The sequence below is a fragment of the Ruegeria sp. CE6 genome (assembly GCF_056537485.1).
Genome location: NZ_JBQFRR010000001.1, coordinates 1489289 through 1514858 on the forward strand (window position 1 = coordinate 1489289; position 25570 = coordinate 1514858).

At 56.6% G+C, this 25570-nt stretch carries 23 protein-coding genes; 12 read left to right on the top strand and 11 right to left on the bottom strand.

Features of this window, described 5'->3' with window-relative positions:
• The first annotated feature begins 364 nt into the window (after window positions 1-364).
• Together ACR0DK_RS07160 and ACR0DK_RS07165 are read left to right on the top strand one after the other, a co-directional pair.
• Window positions 365-1513, top strand: a complete 1149-nt coding sequence (locus ACR0DK_RS07160; protein WP_170732767.1) for a TolC family protein — start codon at window positions 365-367, stop codon at window positions 1511-1513.
• A 371-nt stretch (window positions 1514-1884) separates the two neighbouring features.
• Window positions 1885-2229, top strand: a complete 345-nt coding sequence (locus tag ACR0DK_RS07165) for a hypothetical protein (RefSeq protein WP_223118499.1) — start codon at window positions 1885-1887, stop codon at window positions 2227-2229.
• A 464-nt stretch (window positions 2230-2693) separates the two neighbouring features.
• Here the strand turns inward: ACR0DK_RS07165 and ACR0DK_RS07170 are convergent, their stop codons facing one another.
• Window positions 2694-3692: a zinc ABC transporter substrate-binding protein gene (locus ACR0DK_RS07170; RefSeq protein WP_223118498.1), complete on the bottom strand. Its 999-nt coding sequence runs from the start codon at window positions 3690-3692 to the stop codon at window positions 2694-2696.
• Window positions 3693-3748: 56 nt separating this feature from the next.
• Between ACR0DK_RS07170 and ACR0DK_RS07175 the strand changes: the two genes are divergently transcribed.
• The 3 genes from ACR0DK_RS07175 to ACR0DK_RS07185 are packed head-to-tail and all read left to right on the top strand — an operon-like array spanning window position 3749 to window position 5807.
• Window positions 3749-4261 carry a Fur family transcriptional regulator gene (locus ACR0DK_RS07175; protein WP_223118497.1) on the top strand — a complete coding sequence of 171 codons (513 nt, stop codon included), beginning with the start codon at window positions 3749-3751 and terminating at the stop codon, window positions 4259-4261.
• A gap of 2 nt (window positions 4262-4263) precedes the next feature.
• Window positions 4264-5010 carry a metal ABC transporter ATP-binding protein gene (locus tag ACR0DK_RS07180; protein WP_170407697.1) on the top strand — a complete coding sequence of 249 codons (747 nt, stop codon included), beginning with the start codon at window positions 4264-4266 and terminating at the stop codon, window positions 5008-5010.
• The gene (locus tag ACR0DK_RS07185; RefSeq protein ID WP_480735419.1) at window positions 5010-5807 is read left to right on the top strand and encodes an iron chelate uptake ABC transporter family permease subunit; all 798 of its coding nucleotides are present in this window, start codon (window positions 5010-5012) and stop codon (window positions 5805-5807) included. The genes ACR0DK_RS07180 and ACR0DK_RS07185 overlap by 1 nt, the downstream gene beginning before the upstream one ends.
• 14 nt (window positions 5808-5821) lie before the next feature.
• Here the strand turns inward: ACR0DK_RS07185 and ACR0DK_RS07190 are convergent, their stop codons facing one another.
• From ACR0DK_RS07190 to ACR0DK_RS07205, 4 genes are all read right to left on the bottom strand, one after another.
• A complete protein-coding gene (locus tag ACR0DK_RS07190) occupies window positions 5822-6403 on the bottom strand; it encodes an XRE family transcriptional regulator (RefSeq protein WP_223118496.1) in 582 nt (193 codons plus the stop codon).
• A gap of 147 nt (window positions 6404-6550) precedes the next feature.
• Window positions 6551-7330 (bottom strand): carnitinyl-CoA dehydratase, encoded by a 780-nt coding sequence (locus ACR0DK_RS07195; protein WP_170407705.1) that lies wholly within the window; start codon window positions 7328-7330, stop codon window positions 6551-6553.
• A gap of 3 nt (window positions 7331-7333) precedes the next feature.
• The gene (locus tag ACR0DK_RS07200) at window positions 7334-9349 is read right to left on the bottom strand and encodes an acetate--CoA ligase family protein (RefSeq protein WP_223118495.1); all 2016 of its coding nucleotides are present in this window, start codon (window positions 9347-9349) and stop codon (window positions 7334-7336) included.
• A 7-nt stretch (window positions 9350-9356) separates the two neighbouring features.
• Window positions 9357-10517: an acyl-CoA dehydrogenase family protein gene (locus ACR0DK_RS07205; protein WP_223118494.1), complete on the bottom strand. Its 1161-nt coding sequence runs from the start codon at window positions 10515-10517 to the stop codon at window positions 9357-9359.
• Window positions 10518-10612: 95 nt separating this feature from the next.
• On the opposite strand from ACR0DK_RS07205, the gene ACR0DK_RS07210 reads away from it, so the two are divergent.
• Entirely contained in the window at window positions 10613-11530 is a 918-nt protein-coding gene (locus ACR0DK_RS07210; RefSeq protein ID WP_223118493.1) for a GlxA family transcriptional regulator, read from the top strand.
• Window positions 11531-11538: 8 nt separating this feature from the next.
• Here ACR0DK_RS07210 and ACR0DK_RS07215 read toward each other — a convergent pair whose 3' ends face one another.
• The gene (locus ACR0DK_RS07215; protein WP_480735424.1) at window positions 11539-13974 is read right to left on the bottom strand and encodes a GcvT family protein; all 2436 of its coding nucleotides are present in this window, start codon (window positions 13972-13974) and stop codon (window positions 11539-11541) included.
• Between the two features lie 189 nt (window positions 13975-14163).
• On the opposite strand from ACR0DK_RS07215, the gene ACR0DK_RS07220 reads away from it, so the two are divergent.
• Window positions 14164-15681 carry a trimethylamine methyltransferase family protein gene (locus tag ACR0DK_RS07220; RefSeq protein WP_223118491.1) on the top strand — a complete coding sequence of 506 codons (1518 nt, stop codon included), beginning with the start codon at window positions 14164-14166 and terminating at the stop codon, window positions 15679-15681.
• 14 nt (window positions 15682-15695) lie between these two features.
• On the opposite strand, the gene ACR0DK_RS07225 is transcribed toward ACR0DK_RS07220, so the two are convergent.
• A complete protein-coding gene (locus ACR0DK_RS07225) occupies window positions 15696-16670 on the bottom strand; it encodes a LysR family transcriptional regulator (RefSeq protein ID WP_170732758.1) in 975 nt (324 codons plus the stop codon).
• Between the two features lie 100 nt (window positions 16671-16770).
• Complete coding sequence (locus ACR0DK_RS07230) at window positions 16771-17457, bottom strand: GntR family transcriptional regulator (protein WP_170732757.1); 687 nt, start codon at window positions 17455-17457, stop codon at window positions 16771-16773.
• A 102-nt stretch (window positions 17458-17559) separates the two neighbouring features.
• Here ACR0DK_RS07230 and ACR0DK_RS07235 point away from each other — a divergent pair, with 102 nt between their 5' ends.
• The 5 genes from ACR0DK_RS07235 to ACR0DK_RS07255 are packed head-to-tail and all read left to right on the top strand — an operon-like array spanning window position 17560 to window position 22378.
• Window positions 17560-18162, top strand: coding sequence for an amino acid synthesis family protein (locus tag ACR0DK_RS07235; RefSeq protein WP_223118490.1), 603 nt, complete (start codon window positions 17560-17562; stop codon window positions 18160-18162).
• The gene (locus ACR0DK_RS07240) at window positions 18134-18946 is read left to right on the top strand and encodes an alpha/beta fold hydrolase (RefSeq protein ID WP_480735427.1); all 813 of its coding nucleotides are present in this window, start codon (window positions 18134-18136) and stop codon (window positions 18944-18946) included. The genes ACR0DK_RS07235 and ACR0DK_RS07240 overlap by 29 nt, the downstream gene beginning before the upstream one ends.
• Window positions 18943-19863, top strand: a complete 921-nt coding sequence (locus tag ACR0DK_RS07245) for a flavin reductase (RefSeq protein ID WP_480735428.1) — start codon at window positions 18943-18945, stop codon at window positions 19861-19863. Before ACR0DK_RS07240 ends, ACR0DK_RS07245 begins: the two co-directional genes overlap by 4 nt.
• 1 nt (window position 19864) lies before the next feature.
• Window positions 19865-20902 (top strand): LLM class flavin-dependent oxidoreductase, encoded by a 1038-nt coding sequence (locus ACR0DK_RS07250; RefSeq protein WP_480735430.1) that lies wholly within the window; start codon window positions 19865-19867, stop codon window positions 20900-20902.
• 9 nt (window positions 20903-20911) lie between these two features.
• Window positions 20912-22378 (top strand): aldehyde dehydrogenase, encoded by a 1467-nt coding sequence (locus ACR0DK_RS07255; RefSeq protein WP_480735432.1) that lies wholly within the window; start codon window positions 20912-20914, stop codon window positions 22376-22378.
• A gap of 33 nt (window positions 22379-22411) precedes the next feature.
• Here ACR0DK_RS07255 and hisD read toward each other — a convergent pair whose 3' ends face one another.
• Genes hisD through cuyA form a run of 3 tightly spaced genes read right to left on the bottom strand, consistent with a single transcriptional unit; the run spans window position 22412 to window position 25439 of the window.
• The gene (gene hisD / locus ACR0DK_RS07260; RefSeq protein ID WP_223118487.1) at window positions 22412-23686 is read right to left on the bottom strand and encodes a histidinol dehydrogenase; all 1275 of its coding nucleotides are present in this window, start codon (window positions 23684-23686) and stop codon (window positions 22412-22414) included.
• Window positions 23687-23694: 8 nt separating this feature from the next.
• Window positions 23695-24390, bottom strand: a complete 696-nt coding sequence (cuyB, locus tag ACR0DK_RS07265; RefSeq protein ID WP_223118486.1) for a cysteate racemase — start codon at window positions 24388-24390, stop codon at window positions 23695-23697.
• A gap of 35 nt (window positions 24391-24425) precedes the next feature.
• The gene (cuyA, locus tag ACR0DK_RS07270; RefSeq protein WP_223118485.1) at window positions 24426-25439 is read right to left on the bottom strand and encodes a D-cysteate sulfo-lyase; all 1014 of its coding nucleotides are present in this window, start codon (window positions 25437-25439) and stop codon (window positions 24426-24428) included.
• Window positions 25440-25570: the final 131 nt, after the last annotated feature.

Consider the following 25570-nt stretch of genomic DNA (forward strand, 5'->3'; position numbering starts at 1 on the left):
CCTTTGCTCCGCTTGATTTTTCTGGACCCGCATCTTGATAAACTGATGTCGTGCCAGAACATTAAACTCGTAAAGAATATGGTTACTTTTTTACCGCACTTTCTCCTGTAACGCAAAATGCGGGCAACAAGTTCCACGATTAACTGACTGGAAATTTGTTGCTTATCTCAGAGTTGAAATCAGGAGCTTTGGCGGGATGAGGGCATGGTTGTCGGTTGTGATAGCCACTATTATTTTGGCGGGCTGCAGTCAGGATTTACAGGGAACCAAGTCCTTTGATCCCGGGGCGACACCAGCCCCCGCCCCCTTATCGGGGGGGAATAATCTGAAGGGAAATGTTGCACGCACTGAATTCGCTGAGTTGGTGCGAAGGTCTGTCGCGACATCGCCCACCACCGCAGCCGGAGCCGCCAGCGTTCTGGCCTCGAAGTCCCGCATTGATGCCGAGCAGGGTGCATTCCTGCCGCAGATCGAGGCCGAGACATCCCTGACGTCCGATGGGGATACAGTACCGATCCTGCGGCTTAGCCAGATCATCTATGATGGTGGCAAAGTCTCGGGTCGTGTGGGTTTGCGTCAGATTGAAGCCCGGCAGACCTGGTTAAACGAATTGTCAGAGCTGAGCGCGCTGAGCTTCGAGGCCATCGAAACCATAATTGATCTGGATCGAAATCGCCGCCTCGAAGAACAAGCCCAGCAGAATCTGGATCGTACGGACGTTTTGGTCAGCGACCTCCAGTCCCGTTTTGATGCCGGGGCGGGGTCGGTGGCGGATTTGCTGGCGGGGCAGGGGCGGAAGTCTAATGCCGAGACAGAATTAGCGCAGGCTCAGACGGATGTGGAACTGGCGACGGCAACATGGGTCGAAGTCTTCGGAACGCGACCCGGTGCTATTCCGACCATCCCCCCCGCACCCATTCTGGCAGCGGCCACCTCGCAGCAAATGGTTGCACGCAGCCCGCGTCTGCGTACTCAGGTCGCCTTCAGTCAAGTGCGTGCGCAAGAGGTTGTGGTTGCTGAAAGAGCGACCCGCCCAACACTCTCTGCGATTCTTGAGACAGATTTCGACCAGGGCAGTATCGACGACGGTGTGCAGGCCCGATTGGGTGTAACGGTCCCGATTTACCAAGGGGGATCCGCGCGCGCCAATGTCGAAACCGCAAGGGCGAATCTTCAACAAAGCCGGGCTGATGAAGAAGAATTGCGGCGCGAGTTGCAACGTAATCTCTCCCAGGCCTTGGAAGAGACCAATTCAATTCAGCGACGGCTCGCCACAGCCCGGCGCGCTGTCGAGATCAATGAGCAAGCGCTGGATGCAGCTCGTGGACAGTTTGATATCGGGCGCAGCACGCTGGTACAGATATTGGATGCGTTGCGCGAGTTGAATCTTGCGCAGGTTCGGGTGATCCAGCTTGAGGCTCAGGCACGTCGTGCAGAATATGCCGTGCTGGCGGTCACGGGCGATATCCTGGACGCGTTGGGTGTTGCACAGCCGACCGATCCAACCTTGTGATATCCGTCGTGAACCCGACTGCGACTAACCCGCTGAATACGCACCTCCGACTACTGACAGAGCATTTGGGTCTTGGGTTGTCCGAGGTGGATATCTTTCGGGTGTTCTAGGGCAATGAAGTCGCCTAGGCGGTCAGCGCAGTGGAAGCGGTGGGCTACAGTCAGGTTTTGGGAAAGCGCGGTTACTGAAACTGGACCTGAACTTGTTTCTGGTCCTGGCGTTTGCCCCAGATGTTCAACCTTTAGTGGTTCTGGATCGAGAAGACACCGACGCTTTCTTGTGATCGATGCCAGCAGCGGATTCAGCGAACCTCAGATCTGGCGGCGACAGGAAACACGACTGCGCAAGACGCGCAGGATATTGCGAGCATAATGCTCGCGCCGCTGGAACGAGAATCGTTTAGGCCACAAGGTCATCGGTTTTGGTCCGCGTTCAGCGATCTGCGCGGGGTCTACATTCAGATCCTATTGGCCGCGATGGTGACAAGCGTGCTTGGGCTGGTGACGTCGCGGTTCACCATGGTCGTTCATGACCCCATTCTGCCAAACGAAGTGGTTGATAGCTTGCTGGCTCTAGTCGTCGGGGTTGGCCTTGCACTGTTGTTCGATTTCCTGATCAAGAACCTGTGGACACGGTTCATCGATACAGCGGGAAAATGGGCGGACCTGAAGATCACCGAACGGCTGTTCAATCAGTTGATGGCGCTTAAAATGTAAGCCCGGGGCGGGCAGAATGGACGCATGGCCTGGATCCTTCGGGATTTTGAGGTTGTCCGGGATTTCTTTACGTCTGCCTCGCTGGTTGCTTTGGTCGATCTGCCCTTCCCTTTCGTATTCGTGGCGTGATCTAGGCGATTGGCAGGCCACGACGGGCGATTGCGATCGCGTCGCGCGCGAGACTTGAGGCTCAGATATCCGGACAAGAATTTGATCTTCCCGACCGTACAGGTGTGGAGGCGGCGTTTCTGGAGGAATAGATTGGCGTGATCCAACCTATGGTCGAGCGCGGCATCGAAAGTCCGCTGGCGATGATTGACTTGCGCCGGCAGCTTAACCGCCAAATTGGGCAGCTTAGGGAGGCCGGTAGCCGAATACTGATGACTTTGTCGGAGCGATGAGCGGAAAGACCACTCAGACTTCAGCTCGGTTGGAACCAAATCCCGACCGGGCTGTTGATTGAGTCAGAGGCACTCAGACAGTGTTTTGGCCAGATTGCGGATGAGTTGCGGGTAAAGATCCGCTCCGGGTTCCAGATCAGATCCGAGCGGGTCCATGATGCCGGTTTTGGCTTCAGTACCTTCAAGAACGGTTGTGACGATCCCGGGGTTGAACTGCGGTTCGGTCATAACACAATCCACACCTTCGTCGCGGATACGGCTTTGAATTTCGGCGATCCTTGCCGGGCTTGAGGCAGTCGCGTCGCTGAGGGAAATTGCGCCCGAGGCCGGGAAGCCAAAGGCATCTTCGAAATACTGATAGGCATCGTGGAATACGATAAAGCTGCCACCTTTGACTGGTTCCAGTGTTTCGGTCACTTCCGCTGAAAGAGTGGCCATTTCTTCACGCGCGGCTGCTGCGTTTGCAAAGTAGGCATCTGCGTTGTCTGGGTCAGCTGCAGAAAGCTGCGCGGCGATCGTGTTCAGCCAGATTTCCGCGTTTGCCGGAGAGAGCCAGGCATGAGGATCGTGCGCGCCATGTGCGTGGCCCTCATGAGCTTCTTGATCATCATGAGTATGCTCTTCCTCGTGACTATGCTCATCATGCTCTTCGTCCTCTGCATGATCATCGTTGTTTTTTTCGTCGCCATGGTCATGCGCTTCGAATGCTGCGTTTTCACGGATATCAAGCAGAACCGTTCCGTCCGACTCAAGCAATTCCGTAACCGATGCACCAGCGCTGAGCGTATCGACAGCGCCTTCCATCCAAGGGGTCAGGTCCTCGCCAATCCAGAATACCAGATCGGCCTCTTGCAGTGCGGCTGCTTCTGATGGACGAAGGTTGTATTCGTGAGGCGATGCGCCAGGTTGTATGATCAGATCAGGTGTTCCGACACCTTCCATCACCCGGGCCACCAATGAGTGAACGGGTGCGATGTCAACCGCAACCTTGGGTGCATCCGCCACGGCGGTTCCGGCCATCAATGCAGTGGTCATGGCTAGTGGGAGCAACTTTCTGGACATCAGGTTCTCTATGTGATTTTATAACATTACGACCGACCTATATGATATGGAGTAACATGACAAGCGAGACGCACCCTATTTCGGTTGTTGAAGATGCGCCGGTAGGATTTCAGGAGCATGATCACAAGAATTGCGTCGAAACGGCGTTGGCCACAGCGGATGCTCGGTGCAGGGAAGAAGGGTTGCGGCTAACCCCTGTGCGGCGAAAAGTTCTTGAAATGCTGTTGCAAGATCACAAGTCGCTTGGGGCTTACGCTATACTTGATCGTTTGCGCGAAGCCGGTTTTGGCTCGCAGCCGCCGGTGGCTTATCGCGCGCTGGATTTTCTGGTCCAGTACGGGTTCGTCCATAAAATTGAACGTTTGAACGCCTTTGTGGCCTGCTCTCATCCCGGAGAGGTCCATTCCCCGGCCTTCATGATCTGCAGAAAATGCGACGCTGTCGCCGAAGCTCAGTCGGCACCGTCCAATGGCGTCCTCGGCGCAGCCGCGCGCGCGGCGGGTTTCGAAATCGAACGAACCGTTGTAGAAGCCGAGGGACTCTGCCCAGACTGCACCGAGAAGGCGTAGACATGACCCTGATCACCGTTGAAAATCTCAGCGTGCGTTATGGCGCGAATACCGTTCTGCGCCATGTCGGCATGACGATTGAGGCTGGTGAAATCGTGACGATCGTTGGTCCAAACGGATCGGGAAAGACCAGCCTGTTGCGTGCCGTCATTGGCGCGACCAAGCCTGCGGAAGGTAAGGTTACACTGAAGCCTGGGCTAAAAATCGGGTATGTCCCCCAAAAACTGCACATTGATCCGACCCTGCCGATATCAGTCGAAAGATTCATGCGTCTGACGGATCGTGTCTCTAGGCTTCAATGTACAGAAGCGCTTGAAACTGCTGGGGTGCCGGATCTGCTAAAGCGCCAAATGTCGCAATTGTCAGGCGGACAGTTTCAGCGCGTCTTGCTGGCGCGGGCGTTGATCAATCGGCCCGACGTTCTGCTTTTGGACGAAGCCACTCAGGGTCTCGACCAACCGGGGTCTGCGGCGTTTTATCGTCAGATCGAGGAGGTCCGGCGTGAAACCGGATGCGCCATACTGATGATCAGCCATGAATTGCACGTGGTCATGAGCGCGTCGGACAGGGTGATCTGCCTCAATGGTCATGTGTGCTGCCAAGGGTCCCCCGCAGTCGTAGCTTCGGCCCCGGAATATCGGGCCCTGTTCGGAACGGGTACCGGAGGCGCACTGGCCCTCTATCGCCATGATCACGACCATGATCACGATCACGGTCACTGTGAAACCTCTCAGGAAGCCGCAGAATAATGCTGGATGATTTCATGACGCGCGCGACGCTTGCAGGTGTTGGCGTTGCTTTTGCTGCGGCACCGCTGGGGTGTTTTGTTGTCTGGCGTCGAATGGCCTATTTCGGGGATGCCACCGCCCATGCGGCAATCCTGGGTGTCGCTTTGTCGCTGACGTTTCAGCTGTCCATCTTTACTGGGGCGCTAGCTGTTGCGCTTGCAATGGCACTTACCGTGACACTGTTGTCCGGACGTGGCTACGCGATGGATACACTGCTGGGTGTTCTAGCACATTCTGCACTTGCCTTCGGTCTAGTCGCCGTATCGTTCCTGTCCGGTGTTCGCATCGACCTGATGGCCTATCTCTTCGGTGATATTCTGGCCGTGTCACGCACCGATCTGGTTGTGATCTGGGGGGGCGCAGCGCTTGTCGTGGCCCTGATCGTATGGCGCTGGTCGCAGCTTTTGACGGCGACCATGAATGAAGAGTTGGCCTATGCCAGCGGCTTTGACCCCAAGCGAGAGCAGTTGATCCTGACGCTGTCTCTGGCAGTTACAGTGGCCGTGGCGATAAAGGTCGTAGGTGTTCTACTGATTGCTGCATTGCTGATCATCCCGGCGGCGGCTGCGCGCAGTCTGGCCAGATCTCCGGAAGCGATGGCATTGATTGCGGCGGCGATTGGCGCATTCTCCGCAATCGCCGGGCTACGGGCTGCTTACATGTTTGATACGCCTGCAGGGCCATCCATTGTTTGTGTTGCTGCAGTAGTGTTCGCGTGTTTCAGTCTGATCGGATGGCAAACGCGGCGTGGAGCCTAGGGCATCTGCAAAGATCAATGCGGTCGCGTCGACACGGTCACGAATTCAATTTCGTCTGACAGGATGACCCGTACCCCATGTGGGAGCTTGGCGTCGAAGCTGAGCGTGTCACCTTCTGACATCTGGAACTCTTCGGTCCCACAGCCATAGATGGCGCTGCCTTCAATCATGTAGATGAAGACGTAGCCTTCGTGCTGATAGTTAGGCAACTTGCGTTGGTCTTGTTTTGAGATGCGGATGCGTGCGGATTGGAATGACCCGCTAGGCCCGCTGTGTTTGCCGAGCAGTAGATAGTCATGGGCATGGTCTGGTGTGATACGCCGCGACCGCAACCCGGTTCCCGCCTGAACGTGATGCACATCCGAGGTCGTGTCGGTATGGCTGAACATCGCCATCAGAGAGACAGATAGTGCATCTGCCAACGCGTGTAAGGTACCAAGGGACGGCGACACATGACCATTTTCGATCCGGCTGATCATCGGCGCGGAAACCTTTGACTGCGCGGCGAGTTCGGTCACCGTGAGCTGACGTTCCTGTCGCAAACGCTGCAGGGTTCGCCCGATCTCAAGTTCTGGTTCTGTTTTCTTGTCCTGCATCGGGCCGCTTTGACATTCCTTCTTCCAGTTAAAGTAGCTGTGGCCTGAATTGCAGGATAGTAAAAGTGTGTTCTGACAAAAAACAAGCTTAGCTGAGCGATTGGAGCAAAACTGCGCCAATGCGATGAAGGCAGCGGTGTTTTGAACTTATTTTCCTTTCCAGACCGGATCACGCTTTTCAGCGAAGGCTTTTGCGCCTTCAAGCTGATCCTCGCTGGAATAGAGGATATCGACGGTGCGCAGCTGGCGCTTGGTGATGCGGTTCATGGCGTCCTGAAATTTGCTGTCTTCAGCTTCGCGCACGACCTCTTTGATCGCAGCATAAACCAGCGGAGGACCCGAGGCGAGCAGACGCGCCAATTCCCAGGCACGATCCATCAGTTGATCGGCAGGCAGGACTTCATTGACCAAGCCCCAACGCTGACCTTCTTCGGCATCGAACCAGCGTCCAGTCAGCAATAGCTCCATCGCGATGTGGTAGGGAATGCGTTTGGGTAGCTTGACGCTCGCCGCATCTGCAACGGTTCCGGATCGAATCTCAGGCAGGGCAAAAGTTGCGTGTTCAGCGGCCAGGATCATATCGGCTGAAATCGCAAGCTCGAGCCCGCCACCACAGGCAATACCATTGATGGCCGCGATGACCGGTTTGTTCAGATCGCGTAACTCCTGCAAACCGCCAAAGCCACCGACACCATAATCTCCATCTACGGCATCGCCTTCGGCGGCTGCCTTCAGGTCCCAGCCAGGGCAAAAGAATTTGTCACCTGCTCCGGTCAAGATCGCGACGCGCAGTTCGGGATCATCGCGAAACTCGGCAAATACCTGCCCCATGATGCGGCTGGTAGCTAGATCGATCGCATTGGCTTTTGGCCGATCCAGCGTCACTTCGAGAATTGCGCCGTCACGGCGGGTCTTGATCGGGTCCATTTCTCAGGCCTTTCTGATAAGCGCATCCACCGCCACCGCCCGGGTGGGCGTGCAGAGAAGCGGGTTGATTTCGACCTCGCCGAGCGTTTCGGCATTTTGCATTACATAGTCTTGAACGGCCTGAATGGCGGCAACGATTTCATCCATATCAGCCGCTGGTTGGCCGCGATAGCCTGCCAGCAATGACGCGATCTTTAGTTCGCCGAGAGCAGCGCGAATACTGTCGGATGTTGCCGGGACCAGAAGAGAGGTGGTATCGCGCAGTATTTCGGTCAAGACACCACCGGCCCCTATTGTCAGCACAAAGCCATGGGCAGGGTCCCGCACCACACCGACGAGGATTTCAGCCACCGCACCCGTGATCATCTCTTCGATCAGAATCTCATCAGTTCCAATATCCGCTGCCACACCTGTCACATCGGCAGCCTGAACCCTCAATCGTACAGCGGAATGTTCGGACTTGTGGGCAAGGCCGACGCCTTTGACAGCAAATGGCGCTTCCATTTCTTGCGCCGCGCTGAGGGCTTCCTTTGCGCCACGAACGGACCTGTTCCGAGGGATGCGCAAACCATGGGCAGCCAGAGCTTGCTTGGCCTCGGCTTCGAACAGCGTATGCGTGACATCAGACGTACCCGGCAAGCAGACTAGCACGCTTGCAGGTGCGGCGACCTGACCCGCCGCGCGCGTGGCAGAAAGGGCTTCGCGGAGACCCATGAAGGGTACCACACCGGCCTCCATTAGGGTTTGTGCTACATCCTCAGGTAGCAATTCGGGCAGGGTAGAAACCACGGCAAAACGCGCACCCGTATCTGCCCGCACTTTTTGTGCTGTACGCGTGGCAGCGGCCCAATCTGTGGGATCGGTGGTCGGGTAATCAACGATCGTGAATGTCAGATCTATGTCGTCGCCAGTCATTCCCGCCCAGGCGTTCGCCATCGCCTCTTCATCGCGCCAGATATAGGTGTGGTAATCGAGTGGATTGCTTAGTGCGACCATCGGACCAAGCGCATCGCGCAATCGGGTTTGCTTGTCTCTGGACAGTTCTGGAAATCTGAGGCCAGTGCCGATCGCCATATCTGCGATCAGGCTGGCCTCGCCGCCCGAGCAGCTGATCGACGCAATGTTGCCCCCCGGCAAAGGCCCATAGCAATGTAACAGTTTCAAGGATTCCAGAAACTCGGGCAGCGAGGACAGGCGCGGGATGCCCAGCCGGTTTAGCAAAGCCTGCGCACCCGTATCGCTCCCAGCCAGTGAGGCGGTATGAGAAACTGTTGCTGCCTGCGCCTGTTCGGATGCACCCACCTTAAGTGCGATCAGAGGCACGCCTTTCCGATGTGCCTTGGCAGCAAGGGCCTCCCATTCGCGGATATCCTTGAAGCCCTCGATATGTAAACCGACGGCAGTGACCCGTGGATCATCGATCAGCGACATGGCAATCTCAGCCTGGCTGGTCTGCGCCATGTTCCCGCAAGTCACCATATAGGCAATCGGCAGGGCTCGTTTCTGCATAGTCAGGTTGATCGAGATGTTGGAGCTCTGGGTCAGAATGGCAACGCCTCGATCTACCCGAGCGGCTCCATGCTGATCGGGCCACAATAGCGCACCATCAAGCGCATTGATAAAGCCATAGCAGTTTGGCCCAAGAATGGGCATGCTGCCTGCTGCATTGATCAACTCTGATTGCAAATCTCCTCCTGCCTGATCCTCGGCTGCAGCTTCCGAGAAGCCAGAGGCAAAGCAAACTGCGCCGCCGCTGCCCATGTCTGACAGAACCTGAACGGCCTCAACGGTGGCGTGACGGTTGATGCCAACAAAGGCCGCGTCCGGGGACGATGGCAGGTCTTCAATCCGTGCGTAGGCCTTGTGCCCGGCAATTTCATCCGCCTTGGGATAGACAGGCCAGATTTTCCCTGCGTAGTCCATGCGTTCCGATTGCAGGATAACCTGCTTGCACCACGCGCCGCCGCCGATCACCGCGATGGATTCCGGGCGTAGAAGACGGGAGATATCCTTGCTCATTCGGGCCTCAGGCACCCAGAGGCCGCAGCAGATCACGACTGATGATATGCCGCTGGATTTCACTCGTACCATCCCAGATACGTTCTACGCGCGCATCCCGCCAGAACCGTTCGATCGGGAAGTCGTCCATCAGACCCATGCCACCATAGATTTGCAGCGTCGTATCCGTGACCTTTGCCAGCATTTCCGAAGCATAAAGCTTGGCCGAGGCAATCTCGCGATTTGAGGGCAAGTCCTGATCCAGTCGCCATGCGGCCGCGAGCGTCAGCCAGTCAGCAGCGTCGATCTCGGTGATCATGTCGGCGATCTGAAAGCCGACACCCTGAAACTTACCGATCGGCTGGCCGAATTGCTTGCGTTCAGCCGCGTAGTTCAGCGCATAATCAAAACAGCGCCGCGCGCGCCCGACCGAAAAAGCAGCAACCGTCAGGCGCGTTGCATAGAGCCACTCGTTCATCACGGCGAAACCGCCATCGACCTCGCCCAAAACCTGTGCGTCGGGCAAACGGCAATTGTCAAAATACAGGATATAGTTCTTGTAGCCTTTGTGGCTGACTGAGTTGTACCCCTCGCGCACTTCAAAACCCGGCGTACCACGATCTACGAGGAAGGTAGTGATCCGTTTTTTGGGGCCTTTCGGAGTTTCATCCACACCTGTTGCGATGAACACGATGAAGAAATCCGCGTGCTCCGCGCCCGAGATGAAGTGTTTCGAACCGTTGACGACCCAGTCACCGCCATCGCGAATGGCCTGACATTTCATGCCCCGAACATCTGACCCCGCGTCAGGTTCGGTCATAGCTAGAGCATCCATCTTTTCGCCACGCACGGCAGGCAACAAATAGCGTTCACGCTGGTCGGCGTTGCAGGCCATCAGGATATTCTGCGGGCGACCGAAGAAGTGGGTCAATGCCATCGAACCTCGGCCGAGCTCGCGTTCGACAAGAGTGAAATCAAGATGCGAGAGACCCGCGCCACCAACTTCTTCGGGGAAGTTACAGGCATAAAATCCCAGTTCAATGCATTTCCGCTTGATTTCGTCGCCCAGCTCTTGCGGCACCTGTCCGGTGCGTTCGACCTCAGCTTCGTGGGGGTAAATCTCGTTCTCAACAAAGCTCCGCACTGTTGAGACGATCATTTCCTGTTCTTCGGTTAAGCCAAATTGCATGACGCGTTCCCCTGATGTCTGATTGGCAATGAAACGTAATTGCCTGACACGATGACATGCAGTAATCGTACGATATCATGCCGAGTTAGAAAAATTTGACCCAGATCTATAACTTTTTGCTGTTCGACGGGTTCTCGAACCTTTGCCTCGCCAACATGGTTGAGCCATTGCGCGCGGCGAACACTTTGGCGGGGCAGGATCTCTATGCCTGGCAGTTTTATTCACCCCATGGTGCGCCAGTTCAAAGCTCCAGCGGGTTGCAGGTCGCGCCGCATGGAGCGATGGGCATTGAGGCGGGTGATGCTTTGGTTGTCATGCCGTCTTATGGGTATCTGGAACACTCGGTTCCCGATACTCATCGCGCTTTGCGCAGGGCCGCAACCCGTCATCGCAAACTGGCTGGTCTGGACACAGGGAGTTGGTTGCTCGCGCGTGCGGGACTGTTGGAAGGGCATCGCGCGACCATTCACTGGGATGAACTTTCCCGGTTCGAAGAAACTTTTACCGATGTCGAGGTCGTGCAGGAACGTTTTGTGATCGACCGGGACCGGATCACCTGTTCAGGCGCGATGGCTGCTTATGATCTGGCGACTGCGCTGATTCTCGCGGATCACGGGCCGCTGTTGTCGATGGAGGTGGCGCATCTTCTGATGAACCGTGGTGAACCAAGTGCTGCTTCACCACAGATGAAATCCGAAGACAGGCTGGTGAATCGGGTGCTGGGCGTCATGCAGGGCACGTTGGATGCGCCAGTAATGATAAAGGATATCGCTCGTCAGCTCGGGTGCTCTCAAAAGAAGATTGAGACCCGGGTTTTGTCCGAGCTGGGTGTAACACCGCAGGCGCTCTATCGTCGCCTGCGTCTGAATTTGGCGCGTAAACTTGCGGTCGAGACCCAGCAGTCCGTGGCCGAGATCGCCAGCCGCTGCGGGTATGAGAACCCAAGCGCAATGACGCGGGCGTTCCGGATGCAATTCGGGCAGACACCAACAGCCTATCGAAACGGGGAGTAACTTTGGGATTAGCCTCGCACGCGTGAGAGGTCCGGGTCATACGGGGACGGCGCAATCACCTCGGCAGCGATCATTTCTCCGCACAGGTCAAGTTGCATTCGGCTGCCGGGTTCGGAAAATTCCGGATTCACAAAGCCGTAAGCAAGGTTTAGCCCTGTTCTGTGGCCCCAGTCACCTGACGTGATCGTACCAACAACCATGTCGTCCAACATCAGAGAGGCTCCACCATAGGCAGGTGCTTTGATTGTATCGATTTTCAGGCTTACCAGTTTCTTTTGAGGCCCGTTCTCAAGGCGTCTCTGCAACGCGTTTCGGCCAATGAAATCGCCTTTGGTCAGTTTCACGAACCGATCCAAACCGGTCTCAAACGGGTCGAACTCTGTGAGCAGATCGGCTTTCCAGTGCAAGAACCCTTTCTCCATCCGCATGGACTCGACGGCGCGAGCACCAAATAATTTCAAGTCATGTGTCTCGCCAGCTTTTCTGAGCGCCAGATAGGCCGCGTATAGTGAGGCGTTCGGGACATGTATCTCGTAGGCCAGTTCCCCTGAGAAGCTGATATTCAATACAGTTGCTGGCGCGAACCCGACAAAGCACTCGCGAACTGACAGCCAGGGAAAAGCTTCTCGCGACCAGTCTCCTCGAGCACAAGCGGACAGCACGTCGCGCGATTTGGGTCCGGCCAGCACTAATATTGTCTGATCATTGGTGAGTGAGCGGATTTGCACATCTTCGCCATCATGCAGATGCGCCTTTAGCCAGTCCATATCATGGTATTCGCTGGCGGCGGCGGACCCGTACCAGACCCGTGCCGGGCCGCGATCACTCGCGGGAAGGTTGGCGATGGTGGCCTCGGCTTTGACCATCCCGTGGTGGTTCAGCAGATAACCAAGGCCGACCCGCCCGTCGCGTTTTGTCACCGCGCCGCACATCATCCGATCCAGAAACCGATGCCGATCGGTTCCGGTGATTTCCAGCCGGTTGAAGCCGTTAACTTCGGCCAGTCCGACATTTTCTTGAAGGTTTCTGATTTCCGCTGCCACGACGTCAAAGGTCTCATCAAAACTGAAACTCAGCGTTGGGTGAAAATCTGGTGCAGGCTTGATGTAGTCGACCCGCTCCCAACCGTTGACCACTGTAAATTCAGCCCCTTCTGCTGCGAGGATCGGGGTCAGCGGTGTGGTTTTGGCGGGGCGACCGGCAGGCCGGTGTTCATGCGGGAAATGAAAGCGGAATTCATTCTGGTAATCTTCGATGGCTTTCAGCGCGGTCAGCTCCACATTTGTGTGGCCGGTAAACCGACGCGGATCAAGGCACCAGGTGTCATAGCAGGCTTCGCCATGAACGATCTGTTGGGCCAGCAGCCAGCCATGGCCACCCCCTTCGCCCAAACCCGCGCGCAGACCGATGATGCAGAAAGCATTGCGCTTTCCGGGGATTGGCCCGACCAAAGGTGCGCCGTCAATTGTGTAGGTGATCGGACCATTCACCACTGTATGAATGCCGACATCCATCAGTGCAGGCATGCGTGCGAAGGCACCTTCCAGCACATCCGTCACGCGGTCCAGATCGTCAGGGCACAGCGCGTTCACAAAATTCGGATCGATCCCGTCCATGCCCCAGGTTTTGCAATCCTGCTCGTAGAAGCCGACCAGCAAGCCGTTCTTCTCCTGCCGACAATAATAGTCGCTGATCGGACAGCGCAGCAGAGGCATCCGATGGCCTGCGTCGCGGATTGATGCGATTTCTTCTGTCAGAAAATACTGATGCTCCATCGAAGCGACAGGGTGGTGCACGCCCATCATAGCGCCCACTTCGTTGACCCGATAACCACAAGCGTTAACTACGATATCGCAGTCAATATTGCCGTGTTCCGTGTGAACCGTCCAGGTATCGTCCTTGTGCTGTGTCAGTCCTGTGACCGGAGTATTGCGATATACCTCGGCCCCGGCCTTGCGCGCACGGCGTGCCAGAGCTTGGCACAGTTGAGCCGGATCGATGTCGCCATCTAGCGGATCCCATAGCCCTCCTAAAAGGTTGTCGGTGGAAATCAACGGGTGCCGGCGGGCGCATTCCTCTGCATCTATGACCTCGAAATGCACATCCATTCCGCGCGCCATAGACGCAAAATGGTGGTACCCCTGCATCTGCTCAGGCGTATTTGCAAGCCGGATGCCGCCGTCACCGTGGTGGTAGTTGATAGGATAGTCCGGATCCTCGGCCAGTTCCTTATACAGGTTGATCGAGTGGGTCTTCAGACCAACCATGGTCTGGTTCATGCCAAAATTGGTCACTTGCGCGGCCGAATGCCAAGTTGTGCCGCTGGTCAACTCATCGCGCTCGACCAGCACCACATCGGTCCAACCTTCACGGGTCAAGTGATACAGAGTCGAGCAGCCGGCGATACCGCCGCCAATAACGACCACTTTAGTGCGCGATTTCATCAAGGACCCTCCGGTAGGTAGTCTTTTGGGGATTAGCCTGTTCTGTCAGTTGGTTCACAAGCGGTTGGATATTGTTACGTAAAAAATCGAAAATAAAAGCTCATTAACTCGTAGTAATTCGAATGCGGTTGAAATTGGCCCTGGGCGTTTAGTTGAATTGATCAACCTGATGCGGTTGGAGGATCACAAATGGCTGCGCAGCAGGCGAAAAGGTCCGGTCGAAAAGGACGTATCGCACAGCGGGCTGAAAAGCCTGCGCTCGACCCCTGTCCGCCAGGTCAACCGGGAGGCGCTTACAAACCCTTGACTGGGTTTGAGCTTGAGCGGATTTACAACACGGCTCTGGATCTTCTTGAGAAGCTGGGGATCGGCGAGGTGCCGGATCGCTTGCGTTCTGATTTGTTGGCGGTTGGGGCGCAAGATAGCGGGGAGGGGAGGATACTTTTTTCGCCTCAACTTGTGGAACAGGCGATTGATCAGGCCGCCAAGACCTTCGTTCTGCACGGGCGTGATCCAGCCCGATCCATCGAAGTTGGCGGTAATCGCGTCTATTTCGGAACCGGAGGGGCGGCGGTTCAGACGCTTGATCTGCGCAGTGGTCACTATCGGCCTTCGACCTTGCAGGACTTGCATGATTTCACGCGTCTTCAGGATGTCTTGCCAAATGTCAGCTGGTTCACCCGCTGTTGCGTTGCAACCGATCTGGAGGAAACCTTCGATCTGGATGTGAACACCGTCTATGCGCTGTTGAAGAATACCTCCAAGCCCACCGCGACGTCTTTTACATTGGCGCAGCACGTTGCGCCAATTGTTGAGATATTGGATATCGCAGCCGGGGGACCCGGTGAATTCGCAAAACGCCCGTTCATGAAAGCACATATAAGCCCGGTGATCTCGCCGATGCGCTACGGTGAAGACGCGGTGGATGTGGTCTACGCCTGCATCGAACACAATATTCCGATTTCTTGCATCACCGCTGCTCAGGCCGGCGCGACTGCACCGGCGACCTTGGCTGGTTTTCTGGCGCAGTCATTGGCAGAAACCCTTGCGAGTCTGGTAATGGTCCACGCGATCCAGCCCGGGTTTCCTATGGTCTTTTCGAATTGGCCACTGGTGATTGACCTTCGGACCGGCGCGTTCTCAGGTGGCAGCGGAGAGACGGCTGTCCTGAATGCAGCATCAGCACAATTATCAAATTGGCTTGGGCTGCCTTCAGGCGTGGCCTGTTCGATGTCTGATGCCAAGGCGATCGATGCTCAATACGGGATGGAAAAGGGACTGACCTCAATGGCGGCGGCGCTGGCAGGTGGTAATCTGATCTATGAAAGCTCAGGCATGACGGCCTCGTTGCTGGGTGCAAGTTTTGAGGCGTTCGTGTTGGATGATGAGATGCACTCGTACACCTACCGCGCTTTGAGGGGGATAGAGGTGACACACGAGAATCTGGGCTTTGACGCAATCTGCGAAGCAGTTCTGGGCGAGGGCCATTTTCTGGGTGGTCAGCATACTTTTGCGGCCATGGAACGGGATTACTTTTATCCCTCACTCGCAGACAGGGATGAGCCCCGGACTTGGGCAGAAAACGGAGCGCAAGATGCCTGGAGCCGCGCGCGACATCGGGCTCAAGAAATTTTGCAGACCCATACGCCAAGATACCTGTCAGACGAACAGGATCGGCAAATCCGAGATCGCTTCAACATTCTTTGAAAGCTGATCCAGTGCTATTCGATAAGTTTGAAACTATCCGTCAGCCACGGGATATCATCGCGCAGTGGGGAAATGATGCGGTCATTGATCAATGATCGGGTTTTGGCATCCACAAGCTCAATCACTGATCTTGAACAATCCGGCGTCGCGACCAGCGCCAGTGTGCGTGCAAAGCTCTTGCCCGGAAATGGGTGCATGCACAGCTTTGATTGGAACCGCTTTGCCCGAGAATACAGCAGCGGCGTCGTGATGGTCCAACCCGCACCGGAGGACACCATCGACATCAGCGTCTGATTGTTGCTGCATTCAAACCTGTGAGAGGACGAAATCCCCATCCGGCGTAATTGGGACTCGATCTGGCGCGCGATGATCAGATTGCTGGAATATCGTAGAAACGGCAATTTGGTTCTACCCTCAACAATGTCTTGCAAAGACTTGTCATTCACCGCAGGCAAAACGATCACAAATGGATCGCGCAGAAGGGGGCGATCCTGCAGATCGCGCATTCGTTCGCTAGGAGTAGTGGAAATCCCCAGATCCAACTGCCTGTCGCGCAGCATGTCGATAATCGCGTGGCTGGAATCCGTGTGGTACATGAAATCACAGGCGGGCATATTCGCGTAAAGATAGACCGCCAGCTCTGGAATGATGTCGCTGTCGAAGTCTTCGATCGTGCCGAAACGCAGATAGCTGGCCTCGGTGATGCTTCCTGCAGACGCTTCGGCCTTGGCCTTTCGGATCAGGTGCAGCGCATCGTCGATATTGCGCAGGAAGACCCGGCCCTTTGGGGTCAGAACCATGGGTCTACGGGTGTGGTTGAACAGCTCAACGCCCAGATGGTCTTCGAGATTGCGCAGGTGATGGGAAACGGTGCTTATCGTCAGCCCTGTTTCCTTTGAGGCCGCCTGTAGCGAGCCCTTTTGCGCGCATATCTGAAACAGTTCCAGCCATTTGAGGCTGAGGTCTTTCGGAGTAGACTGACGCGGCATTCCGGTGCTTTCGTGAGATCAGGGCATTCCCGGCAAATCTACGCAGATAATGAGAGCTTTGATATCAGAATCTTGGAATTCTGGCTCAATTGCCGAGCACTCAGGTTTCAGAGCTTTCCAAAAAGCCGCGCGCGGTCTGTGCAGCATCCGCGATATGGCTTTCGACTGCTTTTCGGGCTTTGGCAGGATCACCACTGAGGATGGCATCATGGATGGCAGTCATGTGGCTCATCCCAGAACGCTCTCGATTCCGCGCTGCGAGGGTCAAGGCCCGCAGGCGGCTGATCCGGCCGTTCAGACGTTGCACGACATCCCAGGCGATGCTGTGCCCAGCCTGTAAAAAAATCATTTCATAGAAGCGAGTTGTGGCCTGTAGCAGATTTGACCATTCGGTGTCATTCTGCGCCGCGCCCACTGCTTTCAATGCCTTGCCCAGATCGTTTGCGAAACCTGTCTCATGCGCTTGTGCACAGGCGGCGGCGGCTGAGCCTTCTAGCTGTAAGCGGATGTCATAGATTTGCCGCGCTTGGTCCCAGCTGAGGGTCGAGACGATTGGCCCGCGGTTGGGGATAATCTCAACCAAACCTTCGGCTTCCAGAAACCGGATCGTCTCGCGGATGACGGTGCGGCTGACACCAAGCTGATCGCAAAGCGGGCGTTCAACAAGCCGCTCACCGGGGGCAAAATGCCCGGCGATGATCGCTTCGCGCAGGCGCGCTTGCACGATATCCCGCAAGGTTTGCGGTGCTTTTTCGATCTTTTGTAGGGTGGAGTCGGTGTTCATCATCGACGCTTTCATATCTGTGGTACGGATCCGGAACAAGTATGATTGACATATCGTATTATGGTATACCATATTCTCGACCAAAGGCTTGCCAAAGGAATCACCATGTCCGCCGAAATTCGAAAAACGCTTCTGCATGTCGAAGACACTCTGATCGAGGGTGGTAAGTTGGCGGACACTCCGCTGAAGCTAATTGCCGCAATAGCTGTCATTCGGAACCCTTGGGCTGGTCAGGGTTTTGTCGAAGATCTTGGCCCCGCGATCCGCGATTGCGCCCCCGGATTGGGGGAGTTGCTGACCAAAATGATTTTGGATGCTTCAGGTGGCGGCGACCGCGTCGAAGCCTATGGAAAATCCGCGATTGTGGGCTTGAACGGAGAGGTCGAGCATGCGTCGGCCCTGATCCACACGCTGCATTTTGGCAATCATTATCGCAAAGCAGTCGGCGCGAAATCCTACCTTTCCTTCTGCAATACGCGCGGCCCTGCCAATGCGCCGCTGCTGATCCCCTTGATGGACAAACATGATGGGGGTCGTCGCTCTCACTACCTTACGATCCAGACTTCGGTCGCAGATGCACCTGCCGCAGATGAGATTCTGATTGCACTGGGTGCATCGATTGGAGGGCGGCCGCACCACCGGATCGGGGATCGCTATCGGGACATCGAGGAACTTGGTCATGACGTTGACAACCCTGCAGCTGTCTAACTCGGGCCGATCAGTCGCGTTCAGAGAGGCGGGCGAAGGGCAACCGGTCTTTATGATCCATGGCGTAGGCATGCAATCTGCGGCCTGGGGCCCTCAGTTTGACACGCTGAGCCAGCATTGCCGTGTAATTGCGGTTGATCTGCCGGGGCATGGAGGCAGTGACCGTCTGCTATCTGGAAGCCAATTGCCGGATTTTGTCGGCTGGATACATGATGTTGTCGACGCATTGAATCTGGCTCCGGTCGCAATCATCGGTCATTCAATGGGGGCACTGATTGCCGCCGGCTTTGCGGCAGAGTATCCCGATATCACTAGCCGTGTTGCTATGCTGAACGGCGTCTTCTGTCGCGATGCCTCAGCCCGCGCCGCAGTCATCCAACGGGCCGCAGAAATCAGCGCGGGTCGAGTTGATCTGGAAACGCCGTTGTCGCGCTGGTTTGGTGACAGTCCGGGTGATCTGGCTGCCCGTGCGCAGGTGGCGTCGTGGCTTGGGTCTGTGGATCAACGAGGCTACGCCATCGCCTATTCCGCTTTTGCGCGGGGCGATGCCACCTACGCCAGCAAGATGAATCGGATTTCATGCCCGTTTCTGGCGCTCACCGGCGACGGAGACTCGAACTCAACCCCGGCTATGTCACGAGCTATGGCCGCAGCAGTTCAAAACGGTCGGGCAGTTGTGATCCAAGGCCACCGACATATGGTGAACTTGACAGCACCCGATGAAGTAACAGCGCATCTGGTTGAATGGCTCGGCCAGCCCGCCGAAGAAAGGATTGCGCAATGACCTCGATCGATCCCCGCACGCTGCGAAATGCATTTGGAGCGTACATGACGGGCGTCACCGTGGTTACGTCGCATGATACCCAAGGTAACCCGATCGGGTTTACTGCGAACTCGTTCACATCCGTCTCACTAGACCCGCCGCTTGTGCTGGTATGTCTCGCCAACAGTTCAAAGAACTATGACGCATTGATTGCCGCCGACGGGTTTGCCGTCAATATCCTGTCAGAGACACAGATCGAGGTATCCAATACCTTTGCCCGGCCCGTCGAAGACCGGTTTGCCAGCGTCGAGTGGCGGCGTGGACCTGCGGGATCGCCGTTGATCGATGGGTCGTCGGCCTGGTTTGACTGCGCTATGCACAAAACCGTCGAAGCGGGGGATCATGTGATCCTGATCGGCGAGGTCAAAGCCTTCGACAATACTCCGGCACCCGGTCTCGGATATGTCAGGGGGGCCTATGTAACACCATCAACAGCTGCTGGTGCCTTGATGCAGGACACCGGCCTGATCGTCTCAGCCTTGATCGAACGCGCAGGTGAGGTTCTGTTGATCGATGCTGGTGACGGCGCGCTTGCACCGCCCGAGGCAGTGGTTGGGTCAGAAGGTGTTTCAGCGGCATTGGAACAATTGATTGAGGCCACCGGGCTGACCGCAGAGCCTGGCTTTGTTTATTCGGTTTACGAGGATGCAGAGAAAAAGCGTCAACACATCGCGTTTCTGTGTCAGGCCGCAGATGGTGAGCCGAAGAAAGGTAATTTCGTACCGCTGGATGTCGTATCCTTTGGCACTGTAACCGACACGGCGACCCGAACCATGCTGGAACGATTGTCCGAGGAATCCCGTCTGGGAGATTTTGGCATTTACTACGGAAACAAGAACAGCGGCGAGGTTCGCCCGATTACACGAGGAGGTCACTGACATGCGGTTTTCGCTTTTCGTGCATATGGAACGCACCTCTCCCGATCAGGACCAGCAGGAGCTGTATGAAAACTTCATAGAACTGGCCAAGATCGCTGATGCGGGCGGCATGCATGCGGTCTGGACCGGCGAACATCACGGGATGGATTTCACCATCTCGCCGAACCCGTTCCTGAATATCGTCGATCTAGCACGCCAGACCAACAATGTGCGTCTGGGAACCGGAACCGTTATCGCTCCGTTCTGGCATCCGATCCGGCTGGCCGGAGAGGCCGCAATGACGGACATGATCACGAATGGCCGTTTGGATCTGGGCATTGCGCGTGGCGCCTACAGCTATGAATACGAGCGGATGGTGCCGGGGCTGGACGCTTGGGAGGCAGGCCAGCGTATGCGCGAGCTTGTTCCGGCAGTGCGGGGTCTTTGGGAGGGCGATCATGCGCTGGACGGAGAGTTTCATTCTTTCCCGGCAACCACATCTTCACCCAAGCCTCTGCAACAAAACGGTCCACCGATCTGGGTTGCCGCGCGCGATCCCAACAGTCATGAGTTTGCGGTATCGAACGGTTGTCACGTGCAGGTCACCCCTTTGTGGCAGGGCGACGAAGAGATCACCCGGCTGATGGATACGTTCAACGCAGCCTGCGCCAAATTCCATGACGTCCCGCGCCCCGAAATCATGCTGTTGAACCACACCTACATCGCCTCGGACGAGGCGGATGCCCGTCGCGCGGCGGAAGAGATCAATCGCTTTTATTGCTATTTCGGCGCGTGGTTCAAAAACGAACGCCCAGTGTCGCAGGGACTGATCCAGGCGCTGAGCGATGACGACATCGCTAACCATCCCTTCTATTCGCTCGAGGCGATGATCCGGGACAACGTGATCGCCACGCCCGACAAAGCAATCGAACGCATCAAGGGCTATAGCGATCTTGGATATGATGAGTATTCTTTCTGGATCGACAGTGGGATGAGCTTTGAGCGCAAGAAAGCGTCGCTTGAGCGGTTCATCGCGGACGTCATGCCCGCCTTCGCCTAAGGAGAGAAAATGCGGCAGTTTCAGCACTATATCGGCGGCACGTTTTCGGATGGGACCGCGCATTTCGACAGCCTTGATCCCGCGACGGGCACCGTTTGGGCGAAAATGCCTGAGGCCAGAACACATGATGTGAACGCCGCGGTTGAGGCTGCGTGTTCAGCGCTGAATGCCCCCGAATGGGCGACCATGACAGCAACGGCGCGTGGTAAACTTTTGTACCGGCTGGCCGATCTGGTCGCCGAAAATGCTCAGACCTTAGCCGAGCTTGAAACGCGCGATACCGGCAAGATCATTCGCGAAACCTCTGCTCAGATCGCCTATGTCGCGGACTACTACCGTTACTATGCCGGATTGGCGGACAAAATCGAAGGGGCGCACCTGCCGATCGACAAGCCCGACATGGAGGTTTGGCTGCGCCGCGAACCAGTTGGTGTGGTGGCCGCCATAGTGCCGTGGAATTCGCAACTGTTTCTGTCTGCGGTCAAGATTGGCCCGGCGCTTGCCGCCGGTTGCACAATCGTTCTGAAAGCATCCGAAGATGGTCCGGCCCCGATGCTGGAATTCGCGCGTATTTTCGATCAGGCAGGCTTCCCGCCCGGAGTTCTGAACGTCATCACCGGCTTCGGGCCGGAATGCGGCGCCGTTCTGACCAGTCACCCGGATGTCGATCATGTTGCCTTTACAGGCGGCCCGGAAACCGCGCGCGATATCGTGCGCAACTCGGCTGAAAACCTCGCTTCGACTTCGTTGGAACTGGGTGGAAAATCCCCGTTCATCGTGTTCGAAGATGCCGATATCGAAAGTGCTGTGAACGCGCAGGTTTCGGGGATCTTTGCTGCTACTGGGCAAAGCTGCGTGGCGGGATCGCGATTGGTAATCTCTGACAAGATCAAAGATGAGTTTCTGGCCCTGCTCACTGAAAAAGCGGGTGAGATCGTGATCGGGGCGCCCGATGACCTAAAGACCGAGGTTGGCCCGCTGTGCACTCAGGCTCAGCTTGTGACTGCTGCAGATCTGGTTGCTGAATCCGTCTCGGCAGGGGCTACCGTGATAGCGGGTGGGCAACCTTTGGACCGTGAGGGGCACTATTTTCCACCGACAATCATTGATTGTACGGACGCGCCTGATGCGCCCTGTCTGACGCGCGAAGCCTTTGGTCCGATCCTCTCGGTCGTCAGTTTCGGGACCGAAGCGGAGGCGGTACAAATAGCCAACAACACCGCGTTTGGGCTGGCGTCGGGTGTCTTTACCAAAGACTTGACCCGCGCACATCGAATGATCCGCAGAATTCGGGCTGGCATTGTCTGGGTTAACACATATCGCGCGGTCAGCCCGATTGCTCCATTCGGAGGTCATGGACTATCGGGCCACGGGCGCGAAGGGGGCCTGCAGGCGGCGCTTGATTACACACGGGTCAAATCGGTCTGGTTGCGCACGAGCGACGATCCGATCCCCGATCCGTTCGTGATGCGGTGAATCTGACTAATCAACAGCATCTTTGGGCCAGATTTAGCACACTTTAGACAATCGCATCTCTGCCGCGCGTGCGTGGCCTTCCATGCCTTCCATCCGACTGATCCTGGCAGTGCGTTCAGCAAGCTCGTGCGAGGCTTGCGCTGAGCAGCGCTGCCATGTCACCGTTTTGGTGAATTTATGCACTGACAGACCGCCGGTATATCGGGCCGCTCCGCTTGTCGGCAAAACATGATTTGGCCCGGACGTCTTGTCGCCGAAGGGCACTGTTGTTTCGGCACCCAGAAACAGCGATCCATAGGTGGTCAGTTGGTCCAGCCACCAATCCAGGTCCTCGGCGATCACCTGCAGATGTTCGGGCGCGTAGTTATTGGCGACCCTGGCAGCCTCGTCGCGGCTGTTGCAAAGAATGATCTCGGCCCGGTCGCGCCATGCCGTGCGCGCTGCACTAGCGTTCGGCTCGGGAAGACTTTCGATCAGGGCATCGGCGCGCGCGATAACACCCTGGGCCAAAGCTTTATCGGTGCTGACCAGCCAGACAGGGCTATCGACGCCGTGCTCGGCTTGGCTCACCAGATCCCAGGCGACAGTCTCGATCGATGCTGTGTGATCGGCAATGACCAAGGTATCGGTTGGACCTGCAAACATGTCGATGCCAACCTTACCAAACAGCATCCGTTTCGCCTCGGCGACATAGGAGTTTCCCGGACCGACAAGAATGTCGGCTGGCCGCGCACCAAAAAAGCCATGGGCCATCGCAGCAATCCCCTGAACTCCGCCCAAATTCAGGATCAGATCTGCACCGCTAAGGTCCATCGCATAAACTATTGCATCAGGGATGCCCGCACCGGGACGCGGTGGCGAGACCGCCGTGATGTGGGACACCCCAGCCACCTTTGCCGTGGTAATTGTCATCAACGCACTTGCGATATGGCTATACCGACCACCAGGAACGTAGCATCCCGCGCTCGAGATCGGGATCTGTTTCTGACCTGCAATCAGGCCGGGCATCACCTCGATCTCGCATTCGCTCACCGTGGTCATCTGCGCTTCGGCGAATCGACGGATATTGGCATGGGCAAAGCGGATGTCGTCTTTGACCTGTTCAGGCACGCGGTCACATGCGGCTTTGCGCGCTTCATCAGTCAACACGAACTCTCCCGTCCAGCCATCGAGCGTTCCGGCATAGCGCCGAACGGCCTCTTCGCCCTCACGCTCGATATTGGAGAGCATGATTGCGACGATATCGCGGATATCCGAATTTTCTGCATCGGGGCGGGGCAGGGCGGTTTTCAGATAAGAGACGGCCATGGGAAACCTCAACGCGTCAGAGAGTGGGAGTGGATAGCGCCCGCCAGAACATCGACGGTGTCGATGATCGGAACGCTTTTGGGCAAGTCGCGGGTGAGCAGAGAGAATTCGGAGCAGGCCACAAACAAAAGCGCGGCACCCCGGCCCGAAAGGGCGTTAGCAGCGTCGGAAAGTGTGCTGAGTGCAGCGCCGGTTGGCCCTTCAGATTTGATGTGGCGGATCGTGCCGAGCATCCTATCTTCATCCTCGGGCCAGATTGCGGTAAATCCGGCGCGGTTCAGGGGGGCGTCAAAAATTCCGACCTTTCGCAGCGCTGGGGAGGCAAGAATTCCGACCTGGCTGCCAGAAGGCAGGAGCTGCGCCGCTTGATCCACGGACAGGTCTACCATGTTTAGAAAGGGGATCGAGACGGCGTCCTCTATCTGCGCCGCATAGTGGTGTGCGGTGTTACACGGCATCGCAAGCGCGGTTGCCCCTGATTGCTCCAATCCTCTCGCCATATCGGCCAGAACCGGCCCGGGATCAGACCCGTTGCCCTCGATCAGGTGCGCGATGCGGGAAGGCACCTGTGGGTTCATGTCAATCAATAGTGGCAGGTGATCGGCATCATCCGCCGCCTGTACCTTGGATAACACGCGCTGCTGCAACAGAATTGTCGCCTCTGGGCCCATTCCGCCCAATATGCCGGTGACGCGGGGTTTCATGCAAAGACCTGCTTGCTGGAACTTATCACCGTGATTTACAGATTGACCCAGCGGTCGGTGTGATCGAAAGCGAAATCATAACCGAACAGGCCAACCGAGCCTCCGGTATGCAAGAACACCACGCGCTCATCCTTGAACGAGCCCTTGCGCGCCAGATCGATCAGACCGGCGGCCCCTTTGGCGGAATAGACCGGGTCGAGCAGAATGCCTTCCAGTTCGGCAAACATGCGGATCGCCTCAATGCCGCTTTCGGTCGGCAAGCCGTAGCCGTCGCCTACATAGTCGGTATTGGCCATCACATCCTCGCGCCGCACCACGTCTGGGCAACCCAATTTCTCAGCCGTGTTGCAGGCTAGATCATAGACCATCTGCTCTTGTTTGGGCTGCGGCGCGCGGGTGCCAATGCCAAGAACCGGAATGCCCGTATTCATGGCGCAAAGCCCGGTGACCAGCCCGGCTTGCGTGCCCGAGGAGCCCGTCGCATGCACCACGCGATCGATTTTGAGACCGGCGTTATTGGCTTGGCTCACAAGCTCTAGCGCGCAGTTTACATAGCCAAGCGCTCCGGTCGGGTTCGAACCTCCGCCCGGAATGACATAGACGTTGTGACCTTCTTCACGCTTCTTCGCGGCCGAACGCTCCATCTCGGCGGGCATGTCGTGGCCGCCGGGAAACTTCTCGGTGGTTGCGCCATGCAGATGATCCAGCAGGACATTGCCATTGTTGTTGTAGTTGGCGTTGTTATAGCTGGTGCGGTCTTCCAGTAGGATATGACATTTCAAACCCAGCCGGGCAGCGAATGCAGCGGTTTGACGCGCATGGTTCGATTGCGTTGCCCCTTGTGTCATCACCATGTCTGCGCCTTGTTCGAGCGCTTCGCCGAACAGAAACTCTAGTTTGCGGGTCTTGTTGCCACCCGTCGACATGCCGGTGCAGTCGTCTCGCTTGATCCAAAGATCGATTCCCAGAGCCTCGGACATACGATCCATCCGTTCAAGCGGTGTTGGCAGATGGGCAAGAAAAACACGGGGAAAACGGGAAAGATGCATCAAGCTGTCCTGATCTGGGCCCGGCACATGGTTCAAGACCGGTAGGTCTTGCCAACATGGGCCGCTGGGTAGGTTTCTGGGTTTAGAATGCCGCCTGTAGTCAAGCTGCAAGGTCAGGCCTAATCACAGCG

Bases quoted from the DNA above. Each gene is read 5' to 3' on its own strand.
- ACR0DK_RS07255 (WP_480735432.1), top strand. From the start codon at position 20,912: ATGCGGCAGTTTCAGCACTATATCGGCGGCACGTTTTCGGATGGGACC.
- ACR0DK_RS07175 (WP_223118497.1), top strand. From the start codon at position 3,749: ATGACAAGCGAGACGCACCCTATTTCGGTTGTTGAAGATGCGCCGGTA.
- ACR0DK_RS07190 (WP_223118496.1), bottom strand. From the start codon at position 6,403: ATGCAGGACAAGAAAACAGAACCAGAACTTGAGATCGGGCGAACCCTG.
- ACR0DK_RS07220 (WP_223118491.1), top strand. From the start codon at position 14,164: ATGGCTGCGCAGCAGGCGAAAAGGTCCGGTCGAAAAGGACGTATCGCA.
- ACR0DK_RS07235 (WP_223118490.1), top strand. From the start codon at position 17,560: ATGTCCGCCGAAATTCGAAAAACGCTTCTGCATGTCGAAGACACTCTG.
- cuyA (WP_223118485.1), bottom strand. From the start codon at position 25,439: ATGCATCTTTCCCGTTTTCCCCGTGTTTTTCTTGCCCATCTGCCAACA.
- ACR0DK_RS07165 (WP_223118499.1), top strand. From the start codon at position 1,885: ATGCTCGCGCCGCTGGAACGAGAATCGTTTAGGCCACAAGGTCATCGG.
- ACR0DK_RS07195 (WP_170407705.1), bottom strand. From the start codon at position 7,330: ATGGACCCGATCAAGACCCGCCGTGACGGCGCAATTCTCGAAGTGACG.
- ACR0DK_RS07245 (WP_480735428.1), top strand. From the start codon at position 18,943: ATGACCTCGATCGATCCCCGCACGCTGCGAAATGCATTTGGAGCGTAC.
- ACR0DK_RS07225 (WP_170732758.1), bottom strand. From the start codon at position 16,670: ATGCCGCGTCAGTCTACTCCGAAAGACCTCAGCCTCAAATGGCTGGAA.
- ACR0DK_RS07240 (WP_480735427.1), top strand. From the start codon at position 18,134: ATGACGTTGACAACCCTGCAGCTGTCTAACTCGGGCCGATCAGTCGCG.
- ACR0DK_RS07215 (WP_480735424.1), bottom strand. From the start codon at position 13,974: ATGAAATCGCGCACTAAAGTGGTCGTTATTGGCGGCGGTATCGCCGGC.
- ACR0DK_RS07185 (WP_480735419.1), top strand. From the start codon at position 5,010: ATGCTGGATGATTTCATGACGCGCGCGACGCTTGCAGGTGTTGGCGTT.
- cuyB (WP_223118486.1), bottom strand. From the start codon at position 24,390: ATGAAACCCCGCGTCACCGGCATATTGGGCGGAATGGGCCCAGAGGCG.
- ACR0DK_RS07250 (WP_480735430.1), top strand. From the start codon at position 19,865: ATGCGGTTTTCGCTTTTCGTGCATATGGAACGCACCTCTCCCGATCAG.
- ACR0DK_RS07230 (WP_170732757.1), bottom strand. From the start codon at position 17,457: ATGATGAACACCGACTCCACCCTACAAAAGATCGAAAAAGCACCGCAA.
- ACR0DK_RS07180 (WP_170407697.1), top strand. From the start codon at position 4,264: ATGACCCTGATCACCGTTGAAAATCTCAGCGTGCGTTATGGCGCGAAT.
- hisD (WP_223118487.1), bottom strand. From the start codon at position 23,686: ATGGCCGTCTCTTATCTGAAAACCGCCCTGCCCCGCCCCGATGCAGAA.
- ACR0DK_RS07170 (WP_223118498.1), bottom strand. From the start codon at position 3,692: ATGTCCAGAAAGTTGCTCCCACTAGCCATGACCACTGCATTGATGGCC.
- ACR0DK_RS07205 (WP_223118494.1), bottom strand. From the start codon at position 10,517: ATGCAATTTGGCTTAACCGAAGAACAGGAAATGATCGTCTCAACAGTG.
- ACR0DK_RS07200 (WP_223118495.1), bottom strand. From the start codon at position 9,349: ATGAGCAAGGATATCTCCCGTCTTCTACGCCCGGAATCCATCGCGGTG.